A 26,467-nucleotide genomic window follows, 5' to 3' on the forward strand; every position below is an offset into this window, starting at 1 on the left:
TCGCCCGGTCCATCATTCCGCCGGATCAGCCGTCCTTGCGATGCGCCTCGGCCAGTCGCCAGCGCTCCAGCTGGGTCAGCACATCGTTCGCGATCTGCCCGACAGTAAAGCCGGTCAGGTCGCGGAAACCCGTTTCGCCATTGGTCTGCGCGGCCAGCATCCAGGCGAGGCTGCGGCGACGCTCGGGCGCCTCCAGCGCGGTATAGGCGGGCAGCGGGCGCGAGCGGGGGGACAGGCGATAGACGAACGGGCGACCGTCGCGCGCGGTGATGGTCAGCTCGACCTTGTCCTCCGCGCTGTCCAACTGGCTGGCGGTCCAGCCTTCGGCCTCCAGCGCCTCCTTGACCGATTGCAGCGCCGGTTCGCCCTGCGCTTGAAGTTGCGCCAGGATGTCGGTGCGGCGGGCGGGCACGATCAACCGCTTGATCCGCTCGCTGATCGCCGGGCCGTCACCGGGCAGCGTCACCCCCGCCAGATCGGCATTGGTCTGGCGCACCAGCCCCACCGCGAGCAGCAGCATGATGAAGCAGAAGGGCAGGGCGGCCAGCAGGGTCGCCGACTGCAACGCGCCCAATCCGCCCGCAACCAGCAACAGCGTCGCCGTGGTGCCCAGCAGCACGCACCAGTACATACGCTGCCAGCGCGGCGTCTCCTCGGTGCCGCCCGAGGCCAGCGTGTCGATGACCAAAGCGCCGGAATCGGCCGAGGTCACGAAGAAGAAACCGACCAGGACGATGGCGAGCGTCGAGGTGACGCTGGCGGCGGGCAGATATTCGAGGAACTTGAACAAGGCGGTCGACAAATTCGCCTGCACCGCGTCGGCGATCCCGCCATGCGCACCGCCGAGATCCAGCGAGATCGCGGTGTTGCCGAACACCGTCATCCACAGAAAGGTGAAGGCGGTCGGCACGAACAGCACGCCGATCACGAACTCCCGGATCGTCCGTCCGCGCGAGATGCGGGCGATGAACATGCCGACGAAGGGCGACCAGGCGATCCACCACGCCCAATAGAACAGCGTCCAGTCCGCCATCCAGGCGCGCGGCTCATAGGCATAGAGGGTGAAGGTGCGCTTCACGAAATGATCGAGATACAGGCCGAAATTCTGGACCAGCGCGCGCAGCAGGAACAGGGTCGGGCCGACCGCCATCACGAACAGCATCAGCAGGACGGCGAGCACCAGGTTCAGCTCGGACAGGCGGCGAATGCCCCGATCCGCGCCGCTCAGCACCGACAGGGTGGCCGCGCCCATCACCAGCACGATGACCGCGATCTTCACGGTCAGCGTGTCGGGCACGCCATATTCGTAATTCAGCCCCGCCGTCATCTGCGACACGCCGAAGCCCAGCGAGGTCGAGACGCCGAACACCGTACCGCACACCGCGAAGATGTCGATCGCATCGCCCAGCGGGCCGTTGATCCGCTTGCCCAGGATCGGCGACAGGCCCGACCGCAGGGTCAGCGGCATGTCCTTGCGATAGGTGAAATAGGCCAGACTCATGCCGACCAGCGCATAGATGGCCCAGGCATGGACGCCGTAATGGTGGAAGGTGATCGCCATCGCCTCGCGCGCGGCCAGGATGGTGCCGCTGGGCGCTTCGGGGGGCGAGATATAATGCTGGATCGGCTCGGCGACCGCGAAATACATCAGGCCGATACCCATGCCCGCCGCGAACAACATGGCCAGCCACGACAGATAGGGAAAGTCCGGCTCGGCATCGTCCGGCCCCAGCTTCAGCTTGCCCGCAGGGCCGAAGCCCAAGGCCAGCACCACGACCAGGAAAGCCGCGACCGCCGAGATATAGAACCAGCCGAACGTGTCGATCGCCCAGGCCTGCGCCGCCTTGAACGCGGCATCGGCGGTGCCCGGCATGGCCAAAGTCGTCACCAGCAGCAGCGCGATGATCCCGGATGCGCCCCAGAAGACGCGCGGGTTGATTTCACTCTTCATCATATCAATGGGTTAGCATTGGTGGGCCGGAATGGCGAATGGGCGGCCGGAAGCAGGCACGGCACGGGATCGGGCCACAGCGTGCGGCGACCGGGAGAAGAGGGCAGGGAGACAGCCATAATAACGGTCGAAATGGTCGTAAGTCCCTGTATCGGCGTCCGGCTTAACCGGCCGGTATGATTGTTCCGTTATGCCCTGGATCAACGACATAAGATTCTGGGGAGTACGTCATGCGACTATGGGGGCTGCTGCTGGCATCGACGGCGGCGTTGGCGGTAACGGGAACGGCTTCGGCCCAGGGTTTGCGCGGGGTGGCATCCGCGCCCGCGCCGAAGGACAAGCCGGACGAGAAGAAGCCCCAGGCCGAGTCGCCGAATAACGGGGATATCGTCGTCACGGCCACCCGCCGCTCGCAACGGCTGTCCAGCGTGCCGATCGCGGTCAGCGCCTATGGCACCGTCGCGCTGCAGAATTCGGGCGCGACCGATATCCGCCAGATGACCCAGCTGGCGCCCTCGCTGCTGGTCAGCTCGACCGGCTCGGAGGCGAATGCCACGGCGCGGATTCGCGGCATCGGCACGGTGGGCGACAATCCCGGCCTGGAAAGCTCGGTCGCGGTGTTCATCGACGGCGTCTATCGCAGCCGCACCGGCTCGGGCCTCAACGATCTGGGCGAGGTCGAGCGTATCGAGGTGTTGCGCGGGCCGCAGGGCACGCTGTCGGGGCGCAATTCCTCGGCGGGTGCGATCAGCATCTACACCAAATATCCCGCCTTCAAATATGGCGGCTATGGCGAGGTCAGCTACGGCAACTACGATGCCGTGCGCGTCGCAGGCGGCGTGACCGGTCCGGTGATCGGCGACACGCTCGCCTTCCGGATCGACGGTGTCTACAACAAGCGCGACGGCTTCCTGTACGACGTCGTCAACCAGACCGACTATAACGACCGCAAACGCGCATTCGTGCGTGGCCAGCTATTCTGGAAGCCGACGGACGATTTCTCGATCCGCCTGATCGGCGACTATACCCACCGCGACGAGAAGTGCTGCGGCGCGGTCTATATCGACACGCGCGAGAAGGTCGATCCGACGCCGGGCGTGCCGGGCGATGCGGCGATCGCCCCGCAGAACCGCATCGTCAACATCCTGCGCAGCCTGGGCGGCGTCCTGCCCAGCGCGGGCGATCCCTATAACCGCCGGATCGCGCAGACGCCGGGTCACGCCTATTCCAACGTGACCGAGGATTATGGTGTGTCGGCCCGCGTCGGCTGGGACATCGGCAAGGTCCAGCTGATCTCCATCTCCGCCTATCGCGAATATAAGGCAGGCGGGGCGGGCGATGTCGACTATAGCAATGTCGACATCATCGATCGCCCGAATAACGGCCTGGCCTATCGCCAGTTCAAGACCTTCACCCAGGAAACACGGCTCAGCGGCTCGATCCTGAACAACCGGCTCGACTGGCTGGTCGGCGGCTATTTCGCGCATGAAGACCTTCAGGTGTCGGACAATTTGACCTTCGGCTCGCAATATGGCGCCTTTTCCGCCTGCCGCGTCGTCGCGACGATCAACCCGACGGCGGCGTTGCAGAACCCCGCCAATCCGGGCTGTCTCAGCGCGGCGGGGCGTGCCGTCCTGACCGGTGCATTGGGGCCGACGCTGGTCGGAACGATCGACCGGCTGAGCACGATCAACAATGTCGGCTCGCTGCGCGATCTCTATGACCAGACCAGCACCAACTATGCCTTCTTCACCCACAATATCTTCCGCGTGACCGACACGCTGAGCCTGACCGGCGGCCTTCGCTACACCAACGAACGCAAGAGGCTGCGCGCGAGCTTCGAGAACAACAACACCGCCTGTCCGTTGCAGCAGGCCGCGCTTCGTCCGTTCCTGTTGAGCGGCAATCCGACATTGGCCAATCTGGCCGGGGGCATCGTGACGTTGAGCTGCAACGGCAATTCCTCGTCCGCGCTGACCGGGCTGCCGCTATCCGACTCGATCAGCGAGGGGCAGTTCACCGGCACCGCCGTGGTGTCGTGGAAGCCGGTGGCCAGCACGCTGGTCTATGGTTCCTATGCGCGCGGCTACAAGGCGGGCGGCTATAATCTGGAGCGGTCGGACCTGACCCCGAACGTGTTCGGGATGCCGACGGCGGCGTCGGTCACCAATTTGCGCTTCGATCCCGAAACGGTGAACGCCTATGAGCTGGGCGTGAAGTTCACCTCGCGCACCTTCACGCTGAACGCCGCCGCCTTCCGCTCGGAGTTCAAGAACTTCCAGCTGAACACCTTCAACGGCACCGGCTATATCGTCCAGAATATCAGCGCGTGCGACAGCGATCTGGGCGGGGCCAACCGCGACGACTCGCCCAATACGGGGCGCTGCACCGGCAAGGTGAAGGCCGGTGTGGTGACGCAAGGGATCGAGCTGGAAGCGGGCATGTACCCGACGCGCGACGTCACCTTCAACTTGGGCTATACCTATGCCCATACCAACTATGCCCGCAACCTGGTCGGCAGCGACGCGGGCGAGCCGCTCAGCAACGCGCTGTTCCTGCTGCCCGGCAGCATGATGTCGAACGCGCCGCGCCATGTCGTGACCAGCTCGGCCAGCTGGACGCCGCCGATCGCCGGGACCGGGCTGACGGCGTTGTTCTATGTCGATGGCCGCATGACCAGCGACTACAATACCGGCTCCGACCTGTTCGCCGAAAAGAAGCAGGACGGCTTCTTCCTGATGAATGCGCGCATCGGCCTGCACGGCAAGGACCAGCGCTGGGCGCTGGAATTCTGGGGCCAGAACATCCTCAATGCCAACTATCAGCAGGTCGCCTTCAACATGCCCTTCCAGGGTTCGGGCAGCCTGTCGCAGGTCCAGCGTTTCGGCGCGCCGACCTATGCGACCGCCAATACGCTGTTCGGATCCTATCTGGCCGAACCGCGCACCTATGGCATGACGCTGCGCACACGCTGGTAACGGCCATCCGGGGGAGGGCGAGCGTGGCGCTCTTCCGCCAGGGTTCGTCCGGTGATGGATGATTGGCGCGCCCGGAGGGATTCGAACCCCCGACCGAGGAGGTAGAAGCTCCTTGCTCTATCCAACTGAGCTACGGACGCGCGGATGGCGGTGTCCCTAGCGTGGTTTGCGTGGGTTGGGAATGGCGATAAATGTCGCCGCTCACGGTGAAAGGGATCGGTATGGGCGTGGAACGGGTGGTGGCGGACCGCGACATGGAACGCGGTGCGTTTCGCTGGTTCGACTTCGTCATGGCCGCGTTCGTGACCATTCTGTTGCTGTCCAACGTCATCGGCGCGGGCAAGGTGGCGGTCATCGACCTGCCGCTGGTCGGGCAGTGGCCGTTCGGGGCGGGCATCCTGTTCTTTCCGTTGAGCTATGTCATCGGCGACGTGCTGACCGAGGTCTATGGCTATGCCCGCGCGCGTCGGGTGATCTGGGCGGGGACGGCGGCGGTGCTGTTCATGGCGTTCATGAGCTTTGTCGTCGTGGCGCTTCCCCCGGCACCGACCTGGACCAATCAGGCCGCCTATGAGGTGATCTTCGGCCAGGTGCCGCGCATCGTGCTGGCCAGCGTCTGCGCCTTCTGGGCGGGCGAGTTCGTCAATGCCTATGTGATGGCGCGGATGAAGCTGTGGACCGGCGGGCGGCACCTCTGGTCACGCACCATCGGCTCGACGCTGGTGGGGCAGGGGGTGGACAGCCTGATCTTCTATCCGCTGGCCTTTTGGGGAGCCGAAGGCTGGACGACGCATCTGGTGGTCGTGGTGCTGTTCACGCAATGGGCGCTGAAGGTGGGCTGGGAAGTGCTGCTGACGCCGGTGACCTATCTGATCGTCGGTTGGCTGAAACGGGCCGAGGGGGTGGATGTGTTCGACGAGGGCACGGACTTCACGCCGTTTCGGGCGCGGGTTTGAGTTGCGTTCATGCGAAGACGTGATGACGTGAAGGGTTTTAGAGATTGGGTTCACGCGGAGCCGCGGAGACGCGGAGGTGATGTAGCCGGCGATAGCCAGCCTATGTCTGCCACCGGGCGCGGCAGAAGGGATAAGGTTTCCGCGAGGCCGGACACCTCCGCGTTCTCCGCGCCTCCGCGCGAACCAACATCTTCTTCGCGGCTTCGCGTGAATAAAGAGGGGAAGCGAGTTGCCTCACTTCCCCTTTCCAAATGCCATCCCGTGGCCTTCGACGTCATTCGGGCTGAACGGCTGGATGGGGTCAGGCCCCCACCATCTCCAGCAGGCCTTCGAACAAGCGGCGGCCATGGTCGCCGCCGTGTGCGGCCTCGATGCGGCGCTCGGGGTGGGGCATCATGCCTAGCACGTTGCGCTTCTCGTTCAGCACGCCCGCGATGTTGCGGGCCGAGCCGTTGACGTCCTCGGCATAGCGGAAGGCCACGCGCCCTTCGCCTTCCAGGCGGTCGAGCGTGTCGGCATCGGCGAAGTAGTTGCCGTCATGATGCGCGACCGGAATTCGGATCGTCTCGCCCTGTTCGTACAGGCGGGTGAAGGCGCTGTCGGTGTTCGCCACCTCCAGGTTCACGTCGCGGCACACGAAGTTCAGCGAGCGGTTGCGCATCAGCGCGCCCGGCAGCAGGCCGGTCTCGGCCAGCACCTGGAAGCCGTTGCAAACGCCGAACACCGGCGTGCCCTTGTTCGCCGATTCCACCACCGCGCGCATGATCGGCGAACGGGCCGCGATCGCGCCGCAGCGGAGATAGTCACCATACGAGAAGCCGCCCGGCACGCCGATCAGCCCCAGCCCTTCGGGCAGTTCGCTGTCGCCGTGCCAGACCATGGCCGGCTTGACGCCCGTCACCGCCTCCAGCGCGACGGCGAGGTCGCGGTCGCAGTTCGAGCCCGGAAAGACGATCACGGCGGTCTTCATCAGGCGCGCTCCACCCGGTAATTCTCGATCACGGTGTTGGCGAGCAGCTGGCGGCACATCTCGTCGATCTGCGCGTCGGTCGTCGCGTCGGCGACTTCCAGCTCGATCAGCTTGCCTGCGCGCACGTCATTGACGCCCGCAAAGCCCAGGCTCTCCAGCGCATGGTGGATCGCCTTGCCCTGCGGGTCGAGCACGCCGGGCTTCAGGGTGACGAAAATCTTCAGCTTCATTACTTGCCCCGGCTCTTGCGGTGTTCTTCCAGATCGAGGACGGCGGTGTCGCCACCCTCGGGCAGCAGGCCCAGACGGCGCGCCACTTCCTGATAGGCCTCGACCTCGCCGCCGAGATCCCGGCGGAAACGATCCTTGTCCAGCTTCTCGTTGGTGGTCATGTCCCACAGGCGGCAGCCATCGGGGCTGATCTCGTCGGCCAGGATGATGCGACCGAAGTCGTTGTCCCAGATGCGGCCGAATTCCAGCTTGAAGTCGACCAGGCGGATGCCGATCGCGGCGAACATGCCCGACAGGAAGTCGTTCACGCGGATCGCCAGGTCGGCGATGTCGTGCATCTCTTCCTGGCTGGCCCAGCCGAAGCAGGCGATATGCTCGTCGGTGACCATCGGGTCGCCCAGCGCATCGTCCTTGTAATAATATTCGATGATCGTGCGGGGCAGCTTCACGCCCTCTTCGATGCCCAGCCGCTTGGACAGCGAACCGGCCGCGACGTTGCGCACCACGACCTCGATCGGCACGATCTCAACCTGGCGGATCAACTGCTCGCGCATGTTCAGGCGGCGGATGAAGTGGGTCGGAACGCCGATATGGTCGAGCATGGTGAAGACATGCTCGGAGATACGGTTGTTTAGAACGCCCTTGCCGTTGATCGTGCCCTTCTTCTGGGCATTGAACGCGGTGGCGTCGTCCTTGAAATACTGGATCAGCGTGCCGGGCTCGGGGCCCTCGTACAGGATCTTGGCCTTGCCTTCGTAGATTTGGCGGCGGCGAGCCATGCGGCGGTCCCCTGAAATGAGTACAGCCCCGGCGCCCCCATGCTGAGGCCCGAGGCGGGATGGCGCGCCTATAATGGAAGGGGCGCGGCGGCGCAATGGAGTTGGGCGGCATATGGGCATGGCCTGATGGACGGTATCGCCAAGGATGACGGCGCCGTCATCCGCAATACATGATGAACAATTTTTGGAAGAGGGATTAAAGAATTGTAAGGTATAAAGTAAAGGAAACCCATCGGGCAGATCACGGGTTTTGGCTATGCTTGCAAAGGAGGTAGTCATGAACAAGCTGATGATCGGTGTTGTTGGTGGAGCCCTGATGCTGACGGCGGGAACTGCCGTGGCGCGCCCCATGCATGCGGCGCAGCAGCCGCAAATCTGGGAGCAGGCGCGGGTCCCGCTCGCCAATGGCATGGAGGCCATCGCGGTGGTGAAGAACGGCAACACGGAGCGCACGGTCGCCTGCCGCGATACGGCGGATGTCCTCGCGACCTTCCGTCCCGAAGTCGTCGCCTTCCAGCCGGTGCGTGGGCCACATGGCAAGGTGAAGACCGATGAGGATATCGCCGGGGTCGAGACCTTCACTCCCGTCGCCTTCCAGAACTGCACGGTGGCCGCGGGCGATCACTTCCAGCAGGATGTGACCCAGGCGCAGGCGAGCCAGGCGTGACCCCGGTCCATTTGCCGGAGAGGAAGCGGGCGTGATGAGAATCGCGCCCGCTTTGCCGCATCGGTCGTAATCGTTCCCGATTTGATCCGCCCGATTGCCCCGGCCCCACGGGCTTGCTAGAAGCTGGGCTTCCATGGCGATCGATCTCCGCGACAATCCTCCCGTCGGCATTCTGGACGCACCCTTCGACAGTGCATTGTCGGAGCGGTATCTCGTCTATGCGCTGTCGACGATCACCGCGCGCTCGCTGCCCGATGTGCGCGACGGCCTGAAGCCCGTTCACCGGCGTCTGCTCTGGGCGATGCGGCTGCTCAAGCTCGACCCGGCCTCGGGCTATAAGAAGTGCGCGCGCGTCGTCGGCGACGTCATCGGTAAATACCATCCGCATGGCGACCAGTCGGTCTATGACGCGATGGTCCGTCTCGCACAGGATTTCGCGCTGCGTTACCCGCTGGTCGATGGGCAGGGCAATTTCGGCAATATCGACGGCGATAATGCCGCCGCCTATCGCTATACCGAGGCGCGGCTGACCCAGGTCGCGATCGACTTGATGGACGGGCTCGATGAGGACGCCGTCGCCTATCGCCCGACCTATAATGGAGAAGAGCAGGAACCGGAGCTGTTCCCCGGCCTGTTCCCGAACCTGCTGGCGAACGGCGCGAGCGGCATCGCGGTCGGCATGGCGACCAGCATCCCGCCGCACAATGCCGCCGAACTGCTGGAGGCCGCGATCCTGCTGGTCGATCAGCCGGACGCCGATGACGATGCGATCCTGGCGCTGGTCAAGGGGCCAGACTTTCCGACCGGCGGCATGGTCGTCGATGCGCCCGCCATATTGCGGGAAAGCTACACGACGGGGCGGGGCGGCTTCCGCGTTCGCGCCCGCTGGGAGATCGAGCGCGAGAAGGGCGGCGGCTGGCAGATCGTCATCAGCGAAATCCCCTACGGCGTCGCCAAGGGCAAGCTGATCGAACAGATTGCCACACTGATCAACGACAAGAAGCTGCCGATCCTGGCCGATGTTCGCGACGAATCGGATGCGCAGGTCCGCATCGTCCTCGAACCGCGCGCGCGCACCGTCGATCCGCAGGTGCTGATGGACGGGCTGTTCCGCTTCTCCGACCTGGAGACGCGGGTCAGCCTGAACCTCAACGTGCTCGACAAGGATCGCACCCCGCGCGTCATGAGCTTGCGCGAGGCGTTGGCCGCCTGGGTCGAGCATCAGTTCGTCGTGCTGCGCCGCCGCTCCGAACACCGTCTGGGCAAAATCGCCGACCGGATCGAGCTGCTCGACGGCTATCTGGTTGCCTATCTCAACCTCGACCGGGTGATCGAGATCATCCGCACCGAGGACGAGCCCAAGGCGGTGATGATCGACGAGTTCCGCCTGACCGACCGGCAGGCCGAGGCGATCCTCAACATGCGCCTCCGCTCGCTCCGGCGGCTGGAGGAGTTCGAGATTCGCGGCGAGCGCGACAAGCTCGACAAGGAACGTGAGCAGCTGACGCTGCTGCTCGGCTCCGAACAGCGTCAGCGGACGCGGATGAAGAAGGATCTAGGCAAGATCCGCGACCGCTATGGCCCCGAAACCGCTTTGGGCGCGCGTCGCACGCTGATCGAGGAAGCCGCGCCGACTCGCGACATTCCCCTGGAGGCGATGATCGAACGCGAGCCGATCACCGTCATCCTGTCGCAGCGCGGCTGGATTCGCGCGATGAAGGGGCATGTCGACCTCGCCTCGGCCGACACCGCCAAGTTCAAGGAAGGCGACGGCCCGGCCTTTGCCTTTCATGCGCAGACCACCGACAAGCTGCTGCTGGCGGCGGCGAACGGGCGGTTCTTCACGCTGGCGGCGGACAAGCTGCCCGGCGGGCGCGGATTTGGCGAGCCGGTGCGCGCGATGATCGATCTCGACGGATCGATCGGGATCATCGGTTTCCTGCCGGCGGCCCGCGCGACCAAGCTGCTGGTCGCGGCGTCGGACGGGCGCGGCTTCGTCGTGCCGACCGCCGACACCATTGCCGAGACGCGAAAGGGAAAGACCGTGCTGACCCCGCGCGCCGGGTCCTTGCTGAAGGTCGTGCGTCCCGTCGGCGCCGAGGACGATTATGTCGCGGCGATCGGCGACAACCGCAAGCTGCTGGTCTTCCCGCTGACCGAGTTCGTCGAGCTGTCGCGCGGCACCGGCGTCCAGCTCCAGCGCTATCGTGACGGCGGGCTATCGGATGCGACGACGTTCGTCTTCAAGGATGGGCTGAGCTGGCCGATGGGCGGCGATACCGGGCGGGTAAGGACCGAATCCGACCTGTCGGCCTGGCGCACCGCACGCGGGGCGGCGGGGCGGATGCCGCCGACCGGCTTCCCGCGCGACAATCGGTTCGATTGAGCCACCCGTACATCCTTCCCTGCGGGGAAGGGCGAAATCAGTCGCGGATCATGTCGATCCAACGGTGATGCCGGAAGACTCTGCCACACGACGTTAACCGTAAAATTCTTGGAATTTTAGGCGCTCTTAACGTTCGCGGGTTACGCGGATGAGTGATGGCAACGATCGCTCATCCGCTGCAACGCTCTTCGAACCGGAATTTCGGGTCGCTGACGTCGTGCGCGATCAGCATCATGGCAATTCCGGCGGCCGAAATCCTGATCGAGAAGGGCGTGCCGGTCGTGGCCGCCAGCAACGATGCCTATCGCCGCGCCGCACTGAACGACTCGCGGACCCAGGCTGGCCTGCTGGCCGAAGTGGCCAAGCGAATCGACGGGTTCCTGGCGTCGAACCAGGCCTCGATCGAGTTTCCGCTGGCCGTCGGCGAGGTCATCGACTGCCGCTATTTCCAGGCGACTCTGACCCACGCCGCCGAAGGGGATGGCGAAGGCTATGTGCTGATGCTGGTCGATCATACGGCACAGCACCACACCGAACGCAGCCTGCGTCGCGAAATGATGACCGACAGCCTGACCGGGCTGCCCAACCGACAGGGTTTCGGCGACCTGATCGAGGCGATGGTCTCCAACGGCCAGCGCCATGCGGTGCTGGTGATCGATCTGAACCGGTTCGGTCGGTTGAACGCCTGTATGGGCTCGCTGGTCGGCGATGAACTTCTGATCACCGTGGCACGCCGCCTGAAGGGAGCCCTGCGGTCCCGCGACTCGATCGGGCGGATCGGCGGCAACGAGTTCGGCATCCTGATGTTGATCGACGGCACCGAGGATGAGGCGCATATCCTTGCCGAACGGATCGACCGGGCCCTGCGTTCGCCGTTCCGGCTGACCGACTATGAGGTCAATGTCGAGGCTTCGGTCGGCATCGCCTTCAACCAAGGGCTGGACGAGGACGCCGAGGAGCTGATCCGGCACGCCCAGTTTGCGGTCAAGCATGCCAAGGCGGCGGGGCGGACCGAGGTCTATCATCCCCAGGCCTTCACCATCGCACGCGCCCAGTTCGCCATGGAGACCGCGTTGCGCCGCGCGATCGAGCAGGAGGAACTGCACCTCGCCTATCAACCGATCTGCGACCTGAGCACCGGCCGCACCATCGCGTTCGAGGCGCTGGCACGGTGGCGCGATGCCGAGGGGCGCGATCATTCGCCAGCCGATTTCATCCCCGTGGCCGAAGAATCGGGGCTGATCGTGCCGCTCGGCCGCTGGGCCGCGAACCAGGCGCTGCTCCAGCTGGCGGACTGGGACCGGCGGGCGGGCGGGGACTGCGGCGTGCGCATGTCGGTCAACGTCTCGGCGATTCAGTTGCAGCGCGACGACATTCCCGCGCTGATCGAATCGGCGCTGGCCAGGGCAGGCGTCGCGGGCGAGCGGCTGATCCTGGAATTGACCGAAAGCGCGATCGTGGGTGATCCCGACCGGGTCAGCGCGATCATGAATGCGCTGAAGAAACTGGGCCCCACCATCGCGATGGACGATTTCGGCACCGGTTATTCCAGCCTGGCCTATCTCCAGAAACTGCCGATCGACATATTGAAGATCGACCGCAGCTTCGTCTCCGGCATGCTGGCCGACCGCGACAAGATCGCAATCGTCCGTGCGATCCTGGGCCTGGCGCAGGCCCTGGGCATGAAGACCACCGCGGAGGGAATCGAGGCGGTCGAACTCGGGCAGACGCTGGCCGCCCTGGGGTGCAGCCATGGACAGGGATATTATTACGCCCGCCCGCTCGATCCCGATGCCGCCTGGGCGATGATCGCCGATCAGGCCTGAGCCACCGCCTCGTCGGCGATGCGGCCGACTCGTTCGGCATCCGGAAAGCCTTCGGCGATCCACTGAGTTTCGATCCGGCGGAGCAGCCGCGCCACCTCCGGCCCCTTGCCGATCCCGCGTTCGACCAGTGCACCCCCGGACAGTGGCAGGGCAGGGGGCGTCCAGTCGCGAATCGGCTCGATCGATTCGCCCGCCAGCAACAGCCGGTCGATCGCGCTCACCAGCCCCGCGCGATAGGCCAGCGCCTGCGGTCCCTCGTCGCCCGATCCGGCGGTCGCGGCGATCAGCCGCTTGCGGTCGCTATTGGACAGTTTCAGCCGCGCCCCGACATTCTCGGCGGCTTGTGGAGGTAGGAGGGCGGCGAGTCGCCGGATCGCGTCGGGCGCGATTTCCGCTGCTACTTCGCGCTCGGCCAGCCGGGTCAGCCGTTTCACGCCCTCTGCATCGATCTCGGGGATGACCGCGCGGAAGATGCCATGCTTGACCATCAGCGCGACCACCGGCACGGCGCGGGCGGCGACCAGCAATTTCAGCAACTCCGCCGCGATCCGTTCGCGCGACAATGCCATAAGGTCGTTGGCGCGCGCGGCACAGGCGGCCAGTCCGGCCTCGTCGACCGCCTGGCCGAAGCGCGCATGGAAGCGGAAGAAGCGCAGGATGCGCAAATGATCCTCGGCGATCCGCTGCAACGGGTCGCCGATGAAGCGCACCCGCCCGGCCTTCAGGTCGTCCAGACCGCCGAAATAGTCGAACAATTCGCCGGTCGCGGGATCGGCATAGAGCGCGTTCATCGTGAAGTCGCGCCGCGCCGCATCCTCGCGCCAGTCATCGGTGAAGGCGACCACGGCATGGCGGCCATCGGTCGACACGTCGCGGCGCAGCGTCGTGACCTCGACCGGGCCCTCGGGCAGGACGGCGGTGATCGTGCCATGCGCGATGCCGGTCGGCACCGGCTTGAACCCGCTGTCGCGCACCCGGTCGATGACGGTTTCGGGCGAGAGCGGCGTCGCCAGATCGATATCGGCAACGGCCAGGCCCAGCAGCATGTCGCGCACCGCCCCGCCGACGAACCGCGCCTCCAGCCGCGCGGCCAGCGCGATCAATGCGGGTCGGTCGGCCCAGGGTGCGGTGCCGGGCGTCATGCCGCCCATTGCATCCGCCGCGACAGGTTGACGATCATCGCGGCAGTCGCGCCCCAGATGCGCCGGTCGTTCCATAGGATCTCATAGAAATGGCGGGTCCGTCCGCGCCACGGCGCGCTGACCCGGTGGTGATGGGCAGGATCGAGCAGGAAGGACAGCGGCACCTCGAACAGGTCCGCCACTTCCGCCTCGGCGGGGGTCAGTGTCAGGTCGGGCGGGATGACGCCGACGATCGGCGTCACCTCGAACCCGGTGACGGTGCGATAGCGATCGGCCAGGCCGACGACCGTGACGGTGGCGGGGGAAAGCCCGATCTCCTCCTCGGCCTCGCGCAACGCGGTCGCGACCAGATCCACGTCGCCGGGATCGGCGCGGCCGCCCGGAAAGGCGATCTGCCCGGCATGGTTGCGGAGCGTCTCGGTCCGCTGGGTCAGCAGCACGCCCGGCTCGGCCCGATCGGTCACGGGCACGAGCACGGCGGCGGCGGTGGGCGTCGCCATGATCTCATGCGGCTCGACGCCGTCGCCGGTCAGCAGGTCGGTCGCCGGTATCCGCGCCATCGCCGCTGCCAGCCTTTCGGCCAGCGTCATGCGGCGGGCGACGCCGCCAGGGGAAAAAAGACGCCGTCACTCCACACGCCGGGCGCTTCGCCCTCGTTCGCCAGCGCGCGTTCGGCCAGTTCGTAATAGACCGGCCGCGCGATCAGCGCCTCCAGACCGTCCCGGACATGCACATAGGGGCGGGGGCCGTCCTCGCCCTCCACGAAGCGCAGGCCATGGTGCGGCCCCGCCGCGACCAGTTCGCCGGTGTTGAGCTGGAATACCAGGCGACCGTTTTCGCCCTGTCCTTCGGCCTTCAGCGTGGTGGCGACGAAGGGAGCGTCCTCGACCGCGATGTCGAGCTTTTCGACCGGCGTGACCAGCACGTGACGGCCATCGGGCTCCCGCCGCAAGATGGTGGAGAACAGGCGCACCATGGCGGGCCGGGTGATCGGGCTACCCTGATGGTACCAAGTGCCGTCGCGCGCGATCCGCATCTCGCTGTCGCCGCAATGGCTGGGATGCCATTGCGAGACGGGGGGCAGCTTCTGCGCCTCCATCGCCTGGACGATTTCGGCCAGGCTCAGCGCGGACAGATCGGGGGGCGGTGCCATCGGCATGATGGACCCGAGTTAGGGATGCGGGGCGGGCAGGTAAAGGCCTGCGCGATTCAGACCTGCCCCTGATCGGGGCCGAGCATGCCCGCAAGCGCCGGCACATCCGGCCCACGCGCCAGCAGCCGGTGCCGCTCGACCGGGCCGGGCAGTCGCCAATCGGCGGTGTGCTCTGCGGAGAAACCGAAGAAGCGGCCATAATATTCCGGGTCGCCGATCAGCATCATCGCGCGGTCCAGCCCCTGTACCGCCGCCGCGTCCAGCATGTGATGCAGCAATTCGCGCCCGATCCCGCCCTGCTGGCGATCCGGATCGACCGCGACCGGACCGACCATGACCATCGGATGCACGCGGCCATCGTCTTGGGTCAGCGCGACCGGCCAGCACTGGATCGACCCGATCAGCCGATCCTCCTCGACCGCGGCGAAGCACAGCGAGGCGATCGGCCGCACGCTGCCCCGCACCTTATAGGCTGTGCGTGCCTGCCGTCCGGGCGGAAAGGCGCGGTCCAGCAGTGCCTCGACCGCCTCGGGTGCGACCGCGTCGAGCGGGACAAGGGCGGTCATTACGGTCAAGAGGCGAAGTCCGGTGGTACGGGGAGGGGGACGCGCGCCCTTAGCGCGACGGCGGGGGGATGCAAGCTTTCCTTCGGCGTGCGCTCTGCTACAGGCGCAGGAATGGAAGACCGTCTCCAGCTCGAAGTCCACGACCTCGAAGTCCAGGTGCTGACCGGCATCTACTCCGAGGAAACGCACCTGCCGCAGCCGCTGCGCATCTCGCTGACCGTCGATCTCGACTGTCCGGCGCGCTACACGCCCGACAGCCCGCTGACCGAGTCCAAAAACTATCTCGACCTGAAACATGCCGCGACCCAGCTGCCCGAGGGCGTACATTTCACGCTGATCGAAGGGGTTGCCGACCATATCTGCGACACGCTGTTCCTTCAGGACAAGCGGGTCCGCCGCGTGCAGGTGAAGATCGTGAAGCTGGCCATTGCCGAGGATGGCGAGGCGATCGGCATCACCCTGGTCCGCCACCGGCGCTGAGCCACATGACGGCGCGGCGAGTCGATCTGGCGCCCGACGCCGATATCGCGGGCGTCGTCGCCGGGTATCCTGGCGAGGATCTGGTGCTGGTGATCCGTCCCGGTCGCGACGCGCTATCCCAGGCGATGGTCGAGGCGGCGATCGCCCCGCTCGCCATCGCGGCGGCGCCGGGCGCGCGGATCAACGCGGTGATCCCGGCCGAGGGGGCGGCGGACGAAGCGGTCGCGGCGGCGGTCGATTATCTTGCCGCCGCGCACGCGGTCACGGGTCAGTCGCTGGTCGTCGGCATCTGACGCTCGCGCCCGCACGGGCCGAGCTTCTGCAAGATGAACCGATAATCCTCGCGCGCGGCCTGGGCATTTTCCGGCCCCAGCGAGGCGGTGCTGCGATCGGGCAGCGATTCCGGCAGCGCGCAGGCCAGCCGATACCAGAGCAATGTGTCGCGCGCCGGGGGGGCGGCGGATTCGTCGACGATCTCGCTCAGCGCCACGGCATAGCGCCGCTCCTCGCCTGGGCGACGCAGTACGGATAGCGAGACGGGCCGGTTGTTGGCGGTCGTCAGGAAAATCTGCGTCTCGCCTTCGCCGGGCAGGCTGCCGGGCACGTAAAAGGCATTGCCGACGCCGGTGATGACCGGCGGCGCGTCAGTGGACAAAGCGTCGCGGACGATGGTCCGGCTGCGTTGCTCGGTATCGGGCGTCCAGGGCAACTGCGCATCTGGCGCGACGAGTTGAAGCTGGTCGGCGGCATTGGGCACCCGGCGGGCATAGATCAGCACCCGCATCTTCTTGAGCTTCGGCGCACGGCCCCGCGCATCGGTGGCGGCGTCGAACAGATAGCCGACCCGCGCGGGCAGGCCGCCCGCGCCGCGGATCAGCGTGCCGATATCGGCCTCTATATAGAAACGCTGATGGCCCGGGGCGACCCCGGCGGCCTCGGCGCCCTTGATCGCGGTCGCCGATCGGATGGTGGCATCGGCGATGACCGGGGCCGACAGCACCAGGTCGGCGAGGTCGGCATAGCCCGGTCCTGTTTGCGCTACCATCGAATCACCCGGCCGGGCCGATGGCGCGGTCGCCATCTGGGCGGGCAGGGCGGCGGCGAACAGGGGAATCGACAGCGTCAAAGCGCCAGCGCGAATGGCGTGGGACAGGGGATTCATAGCTTCGCGCTACTCCTTTGCTCATTAACGGTACAGAAATAATTTCGTCATGCGCAGGTTGTACGTTTATTACGTCCGACAAACTGATTGCACCGCGCCAGCCGTCACGATAGGGTCCAAGGCTCTGCCGCATGCCGAAAGAGCATGGCAGGAGTTTCCCACGTCCCCACGCTACGGCGAGGCGAAACTGGCAGACTGAGGAGTTTCGTTGCTGAATGGCCTATACTGACCAGAAGATGTCCGGGGGCAAGGTGGTCGCGATCGTTATCGTCGTGCTCATCCATGCTGCTCTGGGCTATGCCTTCGTCACGGGGCTGGCTTACCAGTACGTGAAGAAGGCGACCGAAAAGCTCAACACGTTCGACGTGCAAGAGCCGCCACCCCCACCCCCGCCGGAGGAACCGCCGCCCCCGCCGCCGCCGGAACAGCCCAATGTTCCGCCGCCGCCGACGACGGTTGTGACGCCGCCGCCGATCGTCCCCGTGCCGACCCAGGCGCCGACGATCGCGACGACGACCGTGATTCCGCTGAGCCAGCCCACTGCGCCGCCGGCACCGCCTGCGCCGCCGTCGCCGCCTGCTCCGCCGGCCCCGCCTGCGGTGTCGAAGGCTGCTGGCCTGAAGGGCAATCCGGGCCAGTTCTTCGGTCCCGACGCTTATCCGCCCTCGGCCCAGCGCGAAGGCGCGGAAGGTCGCGTGGTTGCCAAGCTGACGGTCGGCACCGACGGACGCGTCACCGATTGCGTCGTGACGACGAGCAGCAACAATCGTGCGCTCGACGATACGACGTGCCGGATCGCAAAGGCGCGCGTGCGCTTCTCGCCCGCGCTCGATCAGAACGGCAACGCGATCACGTCGTCCTACACGCTTCCGGTACGCTGGCAGCTGCCGCAGGAATAACGGCTCAGGCCACCTTTAAAAATTTAACGCTTTAGTCAGAGGACCTAACCAACCATGCTCACCACCATCCTCGCCGCGGGCGGCGCCGCGGCCGGTGCCGAAAACCCCTACGGTCTCGGCCAGGCTCTCAAGGAAGGCGGCCTCATCTCGCAGTCGGTGTTCACCATCCTCTGCTTGATGTCGATCGTGTCGTTCTACATCCTGTTCTCGAAGCTGTTCGAGCAGCAGAAGATCATCAACCAGGCGAAGCGCGTCCGTCAGGGCTTCTGGTCGGCGAACTCGCTGCGCGAAGGTTCGGCCAAGCTCGAGAAGAACTCGGCCTACAAGCAGATCGTCGACGACGGTCTGGCCGCGCAGGACCAGCATTCGAAGCTGACCGATCCGGTCGAAGCGCATGACTGGCTGCACGGCTCGCTGGCGCGTTCGGAAGCCGCGATCAACTCGAAGCTGGGCGGCGGTCTCGCCTTCCTCGCGACCGTCGGTGCGACCGCGCCGTTCATCGGTCTGTTCGGTACCGTTATCGGCATCTACCGCGCGCTCATCAAGATCGGCTCGTCGGGCCAGGCCTCGATCGACGCCGTCGCCGGTCCGGTCGGTGAAGCGCTCATCATGACCGCTCTGGGTCTCGTCGTCGCCGTTCCGGCGGTGCTCGCCTTCAACTGGCTGCAGCGTCGTAACAAGGGCATTGCGGAAGACCTGTCGTCGTTCTCGAACGACGTGCTGGGCTTCCTGGCCTCGAACGGTGCGGTTCGTCCGGCGGTTGCCGGTGCGGCCAAGCCGGCCGCCGTCAAGGCTCCGGCTGGCACCACCACCGCCGGTCAGGCCGGTGGCGTTCAGACCCGCGCCTGAGCTTAAGGGGGCGGGGCGGCAGTCTTCGGACCGTCGCTCCGCCACCCCCCGCCGTCCATTTCGGGGCGGCGCAAGAATGCATGGATAGGATAGCTCTCTCATGGCGATGAGCGTTGGCGGTGACTCCGCCGAGAAACCGATGTCGGAGATCAACACGACGCCCCTCGTGGACGTCATGCTGGTGCTCCTCATCATCTTCCTGATCGCGGTTCCGGTCGTGATTCAGACCGTTCCGCTGAAGCTGCCGAACGTCCGCTTCGATCCGACCACGACGAAGCCGGAAAACGTGTCGCTCTCGGTCACCAGCGAGAATGGCCAGTGCAAGGTGTACTGGAACCTGACCCCGGTCAGCTCGGACGAACTGCGCACCCGCGCGGTCGAAAAGCTGAAGGCCGAGGTCGAACGGCTGGGCGGTGTGGGTAACATCACGCCCGACCAGCTGCCCGAAGCGCATATCCGTGGCGACGTGAACACGCCGTACCGGTGCATCGGCGGCACCATCTTCACGATGCAGCAGGCCGGTTTCGCCCGGGTCGGCTTCATCTCCGAGCCGCCCCCCGGCGGCAACCCCCGCGCCTGATCGGCCGGGCGGACAGAATAGGAGTTAGCACGCCATGGCAATGAGCGCCGGATCTGATGATGGCGAGCCCATGATGGACATGAACACGACGCCGTTGATCGACGTCATGCTCGTGCTCCTCATCATGTTCATCATCACCATCCCGATCCAGACTCACGCGGTGAAGGTCGACCTGCCGGTCAACTCGAACACGCCGCAGACCGTCGTGAACACCGATAAGAACAAGATCGGTATCGACGCTGCCGGCACGGTCACCTGGAACGGTGCCCCGGTCGACGAGGTGACGCTGCGCCAGTTCCTGGACCAGAGCGCCGCGATGAACCCGGAACCGGAACTGCACTTCCAGCCGGCCCCCGACGCCAAGTACGCCAAGGTCGACGAGACCCTGGCCGTGATCAAGCGTTCGGCGGTGACGAAGCTCGGCTTCATCGGCAACGAGCAGTATCGCAACGACTTCTGATCCTTTCGATCAGGTCGGTGATGAAATGGGGCGGTCTCTCCGGAGGCCGCCCTTTTTCGTTTGCGGTGGAGTAGGGGGGCGGCATGGTGATGGTGTCCCGTGGCCTTCGACTGCGCTCAGGCTGGACGGAGGGTGGGCCTGTGGCTGATTTTAGGCCCAAGCCCAAGCCCGAGCCTGGGCCTGAGCCTGAGCCTGAGCCTGAGCCTGAGCCTGAGCCTGAGCCTGAGCCTGAGCCTGAGCCTGAGCCCTAAGCGGGATGACGTGAGTTAGACCCACCCCTCCCCTTCAGGGGAGGGGCCGGGGTGGGGCGCTTCCGCAAGCGCGGCGTTCGTGGAAAGGCCCCACCCCAACCCCTCCCCTAAAGGGGAGGGGCTCGTATTGATTCAAAGGCTTTGCCATCGAAGCCTAAGCCTGTGCCCCACCCCATTGCATAGTTGATAGGATCGTACCCCACTTGCGCTCAGCCTGAGTGAAGTCGACGGCCAAGCCCCCAGTACCCCCTCATCCGCGATGCATGATGATCGCCAGACAGGCGGGTTGCTGAGGCGTCCTAAAAACCAGCCCGTCTCATCCTGAACCTACAAATGGCCAGGCCCATCGAACGCAACGGGCGACCATCGCCCCCACTCGAGGCAGGCGCTCCGCCTCCCAAGATGCGACCTCTCACCCGCTTCCATCGCCCCAAAATTGCGCATCTTTCCCCGCTTGCGCATGTTTCACAAAAGTGACACTCTCAAGTCACAAAAGTGAAACATAGGAGATGAGATATGCGTGGAATGTTTTCGGTGTTGCTTGTGGCGGCGGCGGGCATGGCAGCCCCGGCCATGGCCCAGGACTCATGGCCGCAGCGCACGGGGTTTCAAGAAATTGCGGCGGGCAATTTCACCGCCGCAGAGCGGACGCTTCTCGAGGAACGTCGCACCGATCCGAACAGTCCGGAGCTGATGCTCAACCTGGCCGCGGTCTATGCCAAGACCGGCCGCGCCGCCGATGCGCGCGCGCTGTATGACGCGGTGCTGCAGGAAAAGGCTATTGCGATGGATATGCCGTCGGGCGCGATCCTGTCGTCGCACACCGTGGCCCGCACGGGTCTGCGCCATCTGCCGCAGACGATCGCCTCGCGGTAAATCGATAAGGGCACGTCCGGATGCCGAGGCGTCTGGACATGCCCGACCGGCGTGGCGCGGACCGATAGGATACCGCGCCAGCCCGCCTCTTACTAAATTCCCGCCTAAGAGCTGACCGGAACCGCCTCCGGGCAATTCGCGCAATTACAGCCGAGGCAACGTCACCCCGCGCTGGCCCATATATTTGCCCGCCCGGTCGGCATAGCTGGTCTCACAGGGCTCGTTACCCTTCAGGAACAGGAACTGGCAGGCGCCCTCATTGGCGTAGATCTTGGCGGGCAGCGGCGTGGTGTTGGAAAATTCCAGCGTCACATGGCCTTCCCAACCCGGCTCCAGCGGCGTGACGTTCACGATGATCCCGCACCGCGCATAGGTCGACTTGCCGAGGCAGATGACCAGCACGTCGCGGGGCACCCGGAAATATTCTACCGTCCGCGCCAGTGCGAAGCTGTTGGGCGGGATGATGCAGCAGTCGGTCTTGCGGTCGACAAAGCTGTTCGACGCAAAGTCCTTCGGGTCGACGACCGCGCTGTCGACATTGGTGAAGATCTTGAACTCGTCCGCCACCCGCGCATCATAGCCATAGGACGACAGGCCATAGCTGATGCAGCCGTCGCGACGCTGGCTCTCGACGAAGGGTTCGATCATGCCTTGGGTCTGCGCGGCTTCGCGAATCCAGCGGTCGGACAGGATCGACATCTTCATTTCCTTCAGGTTTGGTCGCTCATCGCCGGATCGCGGGGGGAGGGCAAGCGGCAACCGCCAAAAAGGGTGTTGCGGTTGACGCAACGTCAAGCGGTACGGTGCGGCGCATGACCGCCATGCTCGACATTACCGAAATTGCCCGCGCGACCGGCCTGAGCAGCCGGGCGCTGCGCTTTTACGAGGCGCGCGGATTGATCCGGCCACTGCGCAGCGAGGGCGGGCGGCGGATATTCGGCGCAGGCGAGTTGGAGCGGCTGCACGCCATCGTCGCGCTGAAACGCGCAGGTTTCACGCTGGCGGCGATCGGACAGATGCTCGACCGGCCAGGCGCGGCGCTGGGGCCGATGATCGCGGCCCAGGCAAAGGCAGTCGAGGCCGAACGTCGGGGACTGGCCGAGACCGCCGCGCTCCTGACATCCATCCAGTCCCGCATCGATGCCGGCGAGCGCATCGACGTCGCGACGCTGTGCTCGCTGATACGAAAAGGGAATGCCATGACGACGACACAATGGAAATCGGTGGTCGACCGCCATTTCACCGCGGAAGAACAGGCACATTGGGCGACGCGGGTGGAGGCACTCAGCCCCGAATTCGACCAGAACGTCTATCAGGCGCGCTGGGCGGATCTGGGTCAGCGGATCGCGGCGGCGCTGCCGATGGATCCGGACTCGGAGGCGGCACGAGGCTTTGTGCGCGAATGGTTCGCGCTGCTGGCGCCGTTCCGCGCCGTGGCGTCACCGGAGATGTGGGCGGGTGCGACTCGGCTGCACGAGAATCGCGCGGATTGGGATGGACAGGCCGATCCCGGCTTTTCGGCCGATGTGTGGCAGTTCATTCAGGCCGCCGGTGCGGCGATGCGGGCGCGGGGCGAAGAGCCGGGGGGCTGAGGCGGTTTCTTCACGCGAAGCCGCGAGCCCGTGAAGAAGGATGATGTTCGCGCGGAGGCGCGGAGACGCGGAGGGGGCGTATCCGATCGTGAGCGATGCCGGTCATCGCCGGGGCTCGGGAGACTGGAACTCTTCTTCTCCGCGCCTCCGCGTCTCCGCGTGAAAAAATCTTAGCGTCTTCGCGCCTTCGCGTGAAGAATCAGCCGTGGCACCAAGCTATGTGCTCGCGCGAAGCCGCGAAGTTTTAGGATTGGTTCGCGCAGAGGCGCGGAGGCCGCAGAGAGGGAGCGTGAAGTTACTGGCGATCCCCAGCTATCGCTGAATATAGAGGAGCTCCAAACTTCTTCTCTGCGCTCTCTGCGCCTCTGCGCGAACAAGATATCCGCGCTTTCGCGCGAATTCAGCCGATCCCCAAATCCGCCGGGCCGAACGCGTCGGGAAGCAGTTCCGACAAACGATAGGTCCGCACCGCATCGCCCTCCGCCGCGCCGCAATGGACGGGCAGGTCGCGGCCGCCCATCTGCGCGGCTTCGTTGATGACCTGGCGACAGCGGCCACAGGGACTGACCGGGGTGGTGCCGGTCGGCACGCCGTCCGCGTCCATCGCGCCGCCGATCACGCCGACCGCGACGATCTCGCGCAGTCGCCCCGCCGCCGAGGCGGTGGCGATCGCGACGGTCTCGGCGCAGAGCGACAGGCCGTAGCTGGCATTTTCGAAATTGGCGCCCGTGATGACCGAGCCGTCCTCCATCAGCAACGCCGCTCCGACCGCAAAGCGGCTATAGGGCGCATGGGCGTTGCGCGCGGCGTCGCGGGCGGCCGTGATGAGGGCGTGAGGATCGGTGGCATTCATGGTGTAACGACGTCCCAGTTGACGGGGCCTTCCACCCCCTCGACCCGGCGGAAATCGCTGGCACGCCACATGCGCCAGGGGCGCGCGGCATAATCGGGCTTGAACAGATTGCCGATCGCCCAGACCGGACGGTCGAGCGCGGTGGTGATGTCATATTCGCGCTCGAACGGTTTGGACACGCGCAGCATCACCGGCTTTCGCGTATGCGTCTCGACCATCGCCACGAAGCGGGTCAGGTCGGCGACCAGCTGCGCACGCTCGGGCCGGGCGGCGCAATCGTCGTGAAAGGACAGGTCGATCGCGGTGGGCAGCGCATCGCCCGCGCGCGGCACGAAGATGTTGAAGGCATCCGCCTGTGCCGCGGCAGGCTGGCACAGCGAATAGATATGGACCGCGCCGCGCCGCATCCCCGCCTCGGGCAGGGCGTCCCAATTGCCCTCGAACGAAGGGTCGCGCCGGTCGGTGCCCGAAGTGGCGACCAGATAGGCGAAGTCCGCGCCGTTCGCGCGCAGCGTGCGCCATTCGACGGCGGGCGGGTTCTCGGGCAGGTCGATGCCCTGCAGCGCATAACGCTCGGTCGGCGGCTGCCAATGGGTGGCCCAGTGCCGCCCGCCCGCGCTGATCGCGCCAAGGGCCAGCAGGCCCGCGCCGATTTTCCAGAGAATCGCCATCAGTTGCGGATATGCAGGACGCAGAGCAGCGTGAACAGACGGCGCGCGGTGTCGAAATCCACCTCGATCTTGCCGGTCAGCCGCTCCTTCAGCATCTGCGCGGCGTCGTTATGGATGCCGCGCCGGGCCATATCGATCGTCTCGATCTGTTGCGGCGTGGCGGCGCGGATCGCTTGGTAATAGCTGTCGCAGATCGCGAAATAGTCCTTGATCGGCCGCCGGAAACGCCCGAGCGCCAGCACCAGCGTCTCGATATGCGTGCCGTCCTCGCGGTGCATATGGATGCCGAGTCGTCCTTCTTCCGACTCCAGCTTGATGCGATAGGGCCCGGCATAGCCGTCCGCCTGCGGTCGCTGCGGCGCGAAGTAATTTTCCTCGATCAGGTCGAAGATCGCGATCCGCCGTTCCTGCTCGACATCGGCCGAGCGCCAGCCCAGGCTGCGCTCGTCGAGATCGATGGATATGATCCGGGGATCGGCCATGGGACGGGGATAGTCGCGAAGCGCGTGCGCCGCAAATCCCCCGCTGATCGACGCAATGCGTTTTCATCCCGGGCCTCTTCGCGCTAACGCCGGAGAAATGGCCACCCTCGCATTTCAGAACCCCGCTGCCGCCACCGAGTCGCAGCAGCTTCCCCATAATACCGAGGCGGAGGCCGCGCTGCTGGGCGCGATGATGATCGACAACCGGCTGGCCGACGATCTGGTCGACCGGCTGGACCCGGACCATTTCTTCGACCCGGTCCATGGCCGTGTCTTCTCCGCGATCAAGAACCTGCGCGCCACCGACATGCTGGCGACGCCGGTCACCCTGCGCCCCATGTTCGAGGCGGATGAGGGGATGAAGGCAATGGGTGGCCCGTCCTATCTGGCGCAGTTGACCGGGTCGGGCGCGGGCCTGATCGGAGCGCGGCAGTTCGCGACGCAGATCTATGACCTGGCGATGCTCCGCGCGCTGGTGACGGTGGGCCGCACGTTGGTCGACCGGGCGATGGACACCTCCGAAGAGGTGAACCCGCGCGCCCAGATCGAGCTGGCCGAGAACGAGCTGTTCAAGGTCGCTGCGGACGGCGGCTCCGAGAATGCGGTCAAGAGCTTCTCCCAGGCCACCACCATGGCGGTCAAGAATGCCGAGCGCGCGCTCAATTCGGGCGGCCATGTCTCGGGCATCACCACGGGTCTCGACTCGGTCAATGCCAAGATCGGCGGTATGCACCGTTCCGACTTGATGATCCTGGCGGGCCGTCCGGGCATGGGCAAGACCTCGCTGGCGACCAACATCGCATTCAATGCGGCGCGCCGCTGGATGCGCGACATGCAGGACGGCATTCCGCCCTCCGAGTCGGTCGGCGCCAAGGTCGCGTTCTTCAGCCTCGAAATGTCGGCCGACCAGCTGGCGACGCGTATCCTGGCCGAGCAGTCGGGGATCAGCTCCGAAGCACTCCGCATGGGCAAGATCAGCCGCAATGAGTTCGCCCAGCTCGCCGCCGCCGCCGCCGAACTGGAGCAGTTGCCGCTGTTCATCGATGATACCGGCGGCCTGACCATCTCCGCGCTGCACACCCGCGTCCGGCGGTTGCAGCGGCGGTTGAACAACGAGCTGGGTCTGGTGGTGGTCGACTATCTCCAGCTGCTGACCGGCTCGGGCAAGTCGTCCGAGGGCAATCGCGTGCAGGAAATCTCCGAGATTTCGCGCGGGCTGAAAACGCTGGCCAAGGACATGAACGTGCCGGTGCTGGCGCTGTCGCAGCTGAGCCGTGCGGTCGAGCAGCGCGAGGACAAGCGGCCGATGCTGTCCGACCTCCGCGAATCGGGCTCGATCGAGCAGGACGCCGACATGGTCTGGTTCGTGTTCCGCGAAGACTATTACATGATGCAACGCGAGCCCAAGCGTCCGATGGAAGGCGATGACGGCAAGGTCTTCGAGGACCACGCGAAGTGGGCGACCGAGGTGGAGCGGGTGTACGGCCTGGCCGAGCTGATCGTCGCCAAGCAGCGTCACGGTGCGACCGGCAAGGTCGTGATGAAGTTCGATCCGACGATCACGCGGTTCACGGATTTCGCGGGATATTGATCCGCTGCGGTTGAGGGCTGGGGTGTCTAACCCCGCCCTCCGTTCAGCCTGAGCGAAGTCGAAGGCCAAGGGAGTCCCTCGCCGCATGGTCCGGAGCGTGCACTTCGACTTCGCTCA

Annotated in this window: 28 protein-coding genes and 1 tRNA gene; 15 read left to right on the forward strand and 14 right to left on the reverse strand. The window is 65.7% G+C overall.

Going from position 1 to position 26,467, the window contains the following annotated elements; translation table 11 throughout:
- Positions 1 to 25: 25 nt before the first annotated feature.
- Complete coding sequence (locus ACWKSV_RS16545; RefSeq protein ID WP_076715016.1) at positions 26 to 1,954, reverse strand: BCCT family transporter; 1,929 nt, start codon at positions 1,952 to 1,954, stop codon at positions 26 to 28.
- Between the two features lie 227 nt (positions 1,955 to 2,181).
- On the opposite strand from ACWKSV_RS16545, the gene ACWKSV_RS16550 reads away from it, so the two are divergent.
- Positions 2,182 to 4,929 carry a TonB-dependent receptor gene (locus tag ACWKSV_RS16550; RefSeq protein ID WP_076715018.1) on the forward strand — a complete coding sequence of 916 codons (2,748 nt, stop codon included), beginning with the start codon at positions 2,182 to 2,184 and terminating at the stop codon, positions 4,927 to 4,929.
- Between the two features lie 63 nt (positions 4,930 to 4,992).
- Here ACWKSV_RS16550 and ACWKSV_RS16555 read toward each other — a convergent pair.
- Positions 4,993 to 5,069: transfer RNA gene (locus tag ACWKSV_RS16555), tRNA-Arg, on the reverse strand.
- 81 nt (positions 5,070 to 5,150) lie between these two features.
- Here ACWKSV_RS16555 and ACWKSV_RS16560 point away from each other — a divergent pair.
- Positions 5,151 to 5,885 carry a queuosine precursor transporter gene (locus ACWKSV_RS16560; protein ID WP_076715020.1) on the forward strand — a complete coding sequence of 245 codons (735 nt, stop codon included), beginning with the start codon at positions 5,151 to 5,153 and terminating at the stop codon, positions 5,883 to 5,885.
- A 301-nt stretch (positions 5,886 to 6,186) separates the two neighbouring features.
- Here the strand turns inward: ACWKSV_RS16560 and purQ are convergent, their stop codons facing one another.
- The 3 genes from purQ to purC are packed head-to-tail and all read right to left on the reverse strand — an operon-like array spanning position 6,187 to position 7,864.
- Complete coding sequence (purQ, locus tag ACWKSV_RS16565; protein ID WP_056430531.1) at positions 6,187 to 6,855, reverse strand: phosphoribosylformylglycinamidine synthase subunit PurQ; 669 nt, start codon at positions 6,853 to 6,855, stop codon at positions 6,187 to 6,189.
- Positions 6,855 to 7,085 carry a phosphoribosylformylglycinamidine synthase subunit PurS gene (gene purS / locus ACWKSV_RS16570; protein ID WP_042486357.1) on the reverse strand — a complete coding sequence of 77 codons (231 nt, stop codon included), beginning with the start codon at positions 7,083 to 7,085 and terminating at the stop codon, positions 6,855 to 6,857. Before purS ends, purQ begins: the two co-directional genes overlap by 1 nt.
- The gene (purC, locus tag ACWKSV_RS16575) at positions 7,085 to 7,864 is read right to left on the reverse strand and encodes a phosphoribosylaminoimidazolesuccinocarboxamide synthase (RefSeq protein WP_007405170.1); all 780 of its coding nucleotides are present in this window, start codon (positions 7,862 to 7,864) and stop codon (positions 7,085 to 7,087) included. The genes purS and purC overlap by 1 nt, the downstream gene beginning before the upstream one ends.
- 39 nt (positions 7,865 to 7,903) lie before the next feature.
- Between purC and ACWKSV_RS16580 the strand changes: the two genes are divergently transcribed.
- The 4 genes from ACWKSV_RS16580 (at position 7,904) to ACWKSV_RS16595 (ending at position 12,743) form a co-directional block, all read left to right on the forward strand.
- Positions 7,904 to 8,038, forward strand: a complete 135-nt coding sequence (locus ACWKSV_RS16580; RefSeq protein ID WP_257787194.1) for a hypothetical protein — start codon at positions 7,904 to 7,906, stop codon at positions 8,036 to 8,038.
- A 103-nt stretch (positions 8,039 to 8,141) separates the two neighbouring features.
- A complete protein-coding gene (locus ACWKSV_RS16585; RefSeq protein WP_076715022.1) occupies positions 8,142 to 8,531 on the forward strand; it encodes a hypothetical protein in 390 nt (129 codons plus the stop codon).
- 133 nt (positions 8,532 to 8,664) lie between these two features.
- Positions 8,665 to 10,917 (forward strand): DNA topoisomerase IV subunit A, encoded by a 2,253-nt coding sequence (parC, locus tag ACWKSV_RS16590; protein ID WP_076715024.1) that lies wholly within the window; start codon positions 8,665 to 8,667, stop codon positions 10,915 to 10,917.
- A gap of 155 nt (positions 10,918 to 11,072) precedes the next feature.
- Positions 11,073 to 12,743, forward strand: coding sequence for a putative bifunctional diguanylate cyclase/phosphodiesterase (locus ACWKSV_RS16595; protein ID WP_237243528.1), 1,671 nt, complete (start codon positions 11,073 to 11,075; stop codon positions 12,741 to 12,743).
- Here ACWKSV_RS16595 and ACWKSV_RS16600 read toward each other — a convergent pair.
- The 4 genes from ACWKSV_RS16600 to ACWKSV_RS16615 are packed head-to-tail and all read right to left on the reverse strand — an operon-like array spanning position 12,734 to position 15,604.
- Entirely contained in the window at positions 12,734 to 13,894 is a 1,161-nt protein-coding gene (locus ACWKSV_RS16600; RefSeq protein ID WP_076715026.1) for a CCA tRNA nucleotidyltransferase, read from the reverse strand. The two genes, ACWKSV_RS16595 and ACWKSV_RS16600, sit on opposite strands and share 10 nt — an antisense overlap.
- Entirely contained in the window at positions 13,882 to 14,475 is a 594-nt protein-coding gene (locus ACWKSV_RS16605; protein ID WP_056430519.1) for a CoA pyrophosphatase, read from the reverse strand. The genes ACWKSV_RS16600 and ACWKSV_RS16605 overlap by 13 nt, the downstream gene beginning before the upstream one ends.
- Positions 14,472 to 15,044: a DUF1285 domain-containing protein gene (locus tag ACWKSV_RS16610; RefSeq protein ID WP_076715027.1), complete on the reverse strand. Its 573-nt coding sequence runs from the start codon at positions 15,042 to 15,044 to the stop codon at positions 14,472 to 14,474. The genes ACWKSV_RS16605 and ACWKSV_RS16610 overlap by 4 nt, the downstream gene beginning before the upstream one ends.
- 50 nt (positions 15,045 to 15,094) lie before the next feature.
- On the reverse strand, positions 15,095 to 15,604 hold the full coding sequence (locus tag ACWKSV_RS16615; protein WP_076715029.1) for a GNAT family N-acetyltransferase: 510 nt from the start codon (positions 15,602 to 15,604) through the stop codon (positions 15,095 to 15,097).
- 111 nt (positions 15,605 to 15,715) lie between these two features.
- On the opposite strand from ACWKSV_RS16615, the gene ACWKSV_RS16620 reads away from it, so the two are divergent.
- Both ACWKSV_RS16620 and ACWKSV_RS16625 read left to right on the forward strand, forming a co-directional pair.
- Complete coding sequence (locus ACWKSV_RS16620) at positions 15,716 to 16,084, forward strand: dihydroneopterin aldolase (RefSeq protein ID WP_042486371.1); 369 nt, start codon at positions 15,716 to 15,718, stop codon at positions 16,082 to 16,084.
- Between the two features lie 5 nt (positions 16,085 to 16,089).
- Positions 16,090 to 16,377: a Rossmann fold domain-containing protein gene (locus ACWKSV_RS16625; RefSeq protein ID WP_076715031.1), complete on the forward strand. Its 288-nt coding sequence runs from the start codon at positions 16,090 to 16,092 to the stop codon at positions 16,375 to 16,377.
- Here ACWKSV_RS16625 and ACWKSV_RS16630 read toward each other — a convergent pair.
- The gene (locus ACWKSV_RS16630; RefSeq protein ID WP_237243529.1) at positions 16,353 to 17,246 is read right to left on the reverse strand and encodes a hypothetical protein; all 894 of its coding nucleotides are present in this window, start codon (positions 17,244 to 17,246) and stop codon (positions 16,353 to 16,355) included. The two genes, ACWKSV_RS16625 and ACWKSV_RS16630, sit on opposite strands and share 25 nt — an antisense overlap.
- Before the next feature lie 215 nt (positions 17,247 to 17,461).
- Here ACWKSV_RS16630 and ACWKSV_RS16635 point away from each other — a divergent pair, with 215 nt between their 5' ends.
- From ACWKSV_RS16635 to ACWKSV_RS16655, 5 genes are all read left to right on the forward strand, one after another.
- The gene (locus tag ACWKSV_RS16635; RefSeq protein ID WP_076715032.1) at positions 17,462 to 18,145 is read left to right on the forward strand and encodes an energy transducer TonB; all 684 of its coding nucleotides are present in this window, start codon (positions 17,462 to 17,464) and stop codon (positions 18,143 to 18,145) included.
- Positions 18,146 to 18,199: 54 nt separating this feature from the next.
- Complete coding sequence (locus ACWKSV_RS16640) at positions 18,200 to 18,994, forward strand: MotA/TolQ/ExbB proton channel family protein (RefSeq protein WP_056430507.1); 795 nt, start codon at positions 18,200 to 18,202, stop codon at positions 18,992 to 18,994.
- Between the two features lie 100 nt (positions 18,995 to 19,094).
- On the forward strand, positions 19,095 to 19,574 hold the full coding sequence (locus ACWKSV_RS16645) for an ExbD/TolR family protein (protein ID WP_042486325.1): 480 nt from the start codon (positions 19,095 to 19,097) through the stop codon (positions 19,572 to 19,574).
- Between the two features lie 34 nt (positions 19,575 to 19,608).
- Positions 19,609 to 20,034 (forward strand): ExbD/TolR family protein, encoded by a 426-nt coding sequence (locus ACWKSV_RS16650; RefSeq protein WP_042486322.1) that lies wholly within the window; start codon positions 19,609 to 19,611, stop codon positions 20,032 to 20,034.
- Between the two features lie 767 nt (positions 20,035 to 20,801).
- Complete coding sequence (locus ACWKSV_RS16655; RefSeq protein WP_076715035.1) at positions 20,802 to 21,161, forward strand: tetratricopeptide repeat protein; 360 nt, start codon at positions 20,802 to 20,804, stop codon at positions 21,159 to 21,161.
- A gap of 144 nt (positions 21,162 to 21,305) precedes the next feature.
- On the opposite strand, the gene dcd is transcribed toward ACWKSV_RS16655, so the two are convergent.
- The gene (gene dcd / locus ACWKSV_RS16660) at positions 21,306 to 21,860 is read right to left on the reverse strand and encodes a dCTP deaminase (protein WP_042486309.1); all 555 of its coding nucleotides are present in this window, start codon (positions 21,858 to 21,860) and stop codon (positions 21,306 to 21,308) included.
- 113 nt (positions 21,861 to 21,973) lie between these two features.
- Here dcd and ACWKSV_RS16665 point away from each other — a divergent pair, with 113 nt between their 5' ends.
- A complete protein-coding gene (locus tag ACWKSV_RS16665; protein WP_076715037.1) occupies positions 21,974 to 22,753 on the forward strand; it encodes a MerR family transcriptional regulator in 780 nt (259 codons plus the stop codon).
- Between the two features lie 400 nt (positions 22,754 to 23,153).
- Here the strand turns inward: ACWKSV_RS16665 and ACWKSV_RS16670 are convergent, their stop codons facing one another.
- Genes ACWKSV_RS16670 through ACWKSV_RS16680 form a run of 3 tightly spaced genes read right to left on the reverse strand, consistent with a single transcriptional unit; the run spans position 23,154 to position 24,759 of the window.
- On the reverse strand, positions 23,154 to 23,606 hold the full coding sequence (locus ACWKSV_RS16670) for a cytidine deaminase (RefSeq protein WP_076715038.1): 453 nt from the start codon (positions 23,604 to 23,606) through the stop codon (positions 23,154 to 23,156).
- Positions 23,603 to 24,277, reverse strand: a complete 675-nt coding sequence (locus ACWKSV_RS16675; RefSeq protein ID WP_076715040.1) for a GH25 family lysozyme — start codon at positions 24,275 to 24,277, stop codon at positions 23,603 to 23,605. Before ACWKSV_RS16675 ends, ACWKSV_RS16670 begins: the two co-directional genes overlap by 4 nt.
- Positions 24,277 to 24,759 (reverse strand): UPF0262 family protein, encoded by a 483-nt coding sequence (locus tag ACWKSV_RS16680; protein WP_056430331.1) that lies wholly within the window; start codon positions 24,757 to 24,759, stop codon positions 24,277 to 24,279. Before ACWKSV_RS16680 ends, ACWKSV_RS16675 begins: the two co-directional genes overlap by 1 nt.
- Positions 24,760 to 24,856: 97 nt before the next feature.
- On the opposite strand from ACWKSV_RS16680, the gene ACWKSV_RS16685 reads away from it, so the two are divergent.
- Positions 24,857 to 26,350, forward strand: a complete 1,494-nt coding sequence (locus ACWKSV_RS16685) for a replicative DNA helicase (protein WP_076715042.1) — start codon at positions 24,857 to 24,859, stop codon at positions 26,348 to 26,350.
- The last annotated feature ends 117 nt before the right edge of the window (positions 26,351 to 26,467 follow it).

Source organism: Sphingomonas sp. SphC10, from assembly GCF_057004845.1.

Bases quoted from the DNA above. Each gene is read 5' to 3' on its own strand.
- ACWKSV_RS16545 (WP_076715016.1), bottom strand. From the start codon at position 1,954: ATGATGAAGAGTGAAATCAACCCGCGCGTCTTCTGGGGCGCATCCGGG.
- ACWKSV_RS16615 (WP_076715029.1), bottom strand. From the start codon at position 15,604: ATGACCGCCCTTGTCCCGCTCGACGCGGTCGCACCCGAGGCGGTCGAG.
- ACWKSV_RS16605 (WP_056430519.1), bottom strand. From the start codon at position 14,475: ATGACGCTGGCCGAAAGGCTGGCAGCGGCGATGGCGCGGATACCGGCG.
- purQ (WP_056430531.1), bottom strand. From the start codon at position 6,855: ATGAAGACCGCCGTGATCGTCTTTCCGGGCTCGAACTGCGACCGCGAC.
- ACWKSV_RS16665 (WP_076715037.1), top strand. From the start codon at position 21,974: ATGACCGCCATGCTCGACATTACCGAAATTGCCCGCGCGACCGGCCTG.
- ACWKSV_RS16655 (WP_076715035.1), top strand. From the start codon at position 20,802: ATGCGTGGAATGTTTTCGGTGTTGCTTGTGGCGGCGGCGGGCATGGCA.
- ACWKSV_RS16600 (WP_076715026.1), bottom strand. From the start codon at position 13,894: ATGGGCGGCATGACGCCCGGCACCGCACCCTGGGCCGACCGACCCGCA.
- parC (WP_076715024.1), top strand. From the start codon at position 8,665: ATGGCGATCGATCTCCGCGACAATCCTCCCGTCGGCATTCTGGACGCA.
- purS (WP_042486357.1), bottom strand. From the start codon at position 7,085: ATGAAGCTGAAGATTTTCGTCACCCTGAAGCCCGGCGTGCTCGACCCG.
- ACWKSV_RS16640 (WP_056430507.1), top strand. From the start codon at position 18,200: ATGCTCACCACCATCCTCGCCGCGGGCGGCGCCGCGGCCGGTGCCGAA.
- purC (WP_007405170.1), bottom strand. From the start codon at position 7,864: ATGGCTCGCCGCCGCCAAATCTACGAAGGCAAGGCCAAGATCCTGTAC.
- ACWKSV_RS16675 (WP_076715040.1), bottom strand. From the start codon at position 24,277: ATGGCGATTCTCTGGAAAATCGGCGCGGGCCTGCTGGCCCTTGGCGCG.
- ACWKSV_RS16620 (WP_042486371.1), top strand. From the start codon at position 15,716: ATGGAAGACCGTCTCCAGCTCGAAGTCCACGACCTCGAAGTCCAGGTG.
- ACWKSV_RS16585 (WP_076715022.1), top strand. From the start codon at position 8,142: ATGAACAAGCTGATGATCGGTGTTGTTGGTGGAGCCCTGATGCTGACG.
- ACWKSV_RS16560 (WP_076715020.1), top strand. From the start codon at position 5,151: ATGGGCGTGGAACGGGTGGTGGCGGACCGCGACATGGAACGCGGTGCG.
- ACWKSV_RS16580 (WP_257787194.1), top strand. From the start codon at position 7,904: ATGCTGAGGCCCGAGGCGGGATGGCGCGCCTATAATGGAAGGGGCGCG.
- ACWKSV_RS16595 (WP_237243528.1), top strand. From the start codon at position 11,073: ATGGCAACGATCGCTCATCCGCTGCAACGCTCTTCGAACCGGAATTTC.
- ACWKSV_RS16680 (WP_056430331.1), bottom strand. From the start codon at position 24,759: ATGGCCGATCCCCGGATCATATCCATCGATCTCGACGAGCGCAGCCTG.
- ACWKSV_RS16625 (WP_076715031.1), top strand. From the start codon at position 16,090: ATGACGGCGCGGCGAGTCGATCTGGCGCCCGACGCCGATATCGCGGGC.
- dcd (WP_042486309.1), bottom strand. From the start codon at position 21,860: ATGTCGATCCTGTCCGACCGCTGGATTCGCGAAGCCGCGCAGACCCAA.
- ACWKSV_RS16650 (WP_042486322.1), top strand. From the start codon at position 19,609: ATGGCAATGAGCGCCGGATCTGATGATGGCGAGCCCATGATGGACATG.
- ACWKSV_RS16645 (WP_042486325.1), top strand. From the start codon at position 19,095: ATGGCGATGAGCGTTGGCGGTGACTCCGCCGAGAAACCGATGTCGGAG.
- ACWKSV_RS16610 (WP_076715027.1), bottom strand. From the start codon at position 15,044: ATGCCGATGGCACCGCCCCCCGATCTGTCCGCGCTGAGCCTGGCCGAA.
- ACWKSV_RS16550 (WP_076715018.1), top strand. From the start codon at position 2,182: ATGCGACTATGGGGGCTGCTGCTGGCATCGACGGCGGCGTTGGCGGTA.
- ACWKSV_RS16635 (WP_076715032.1), top strand. From the start codon at position 17,462: ATGGCCTATACTGACCAGAAGATGTCCGGGGGCAAGGTGGTCGCGATC.
- ACWKSV_RS16685 (WP_076715042.1), top strand. From the start codon at position 24,857: ATGGCCACCCTCGCATTTCAGAACCCCGCTGCCGCCACCGAGTCGCAG.
- ACWKSV_RS16630 (WP_237243529.1), bottom strand. From the start codon at position 17,246: ATGAATCCCCTGTCCCACGCCATTCGCGCTGGCGCTTTGACGCTGTCG.
- ACWKSV_RS16670 (WP_076715038.1), bottom strand. From the start codon at position 23,606: ATGAATGCCACCGATCCTCACGCCCTCATCACGGCCGCCCGCGACGCC.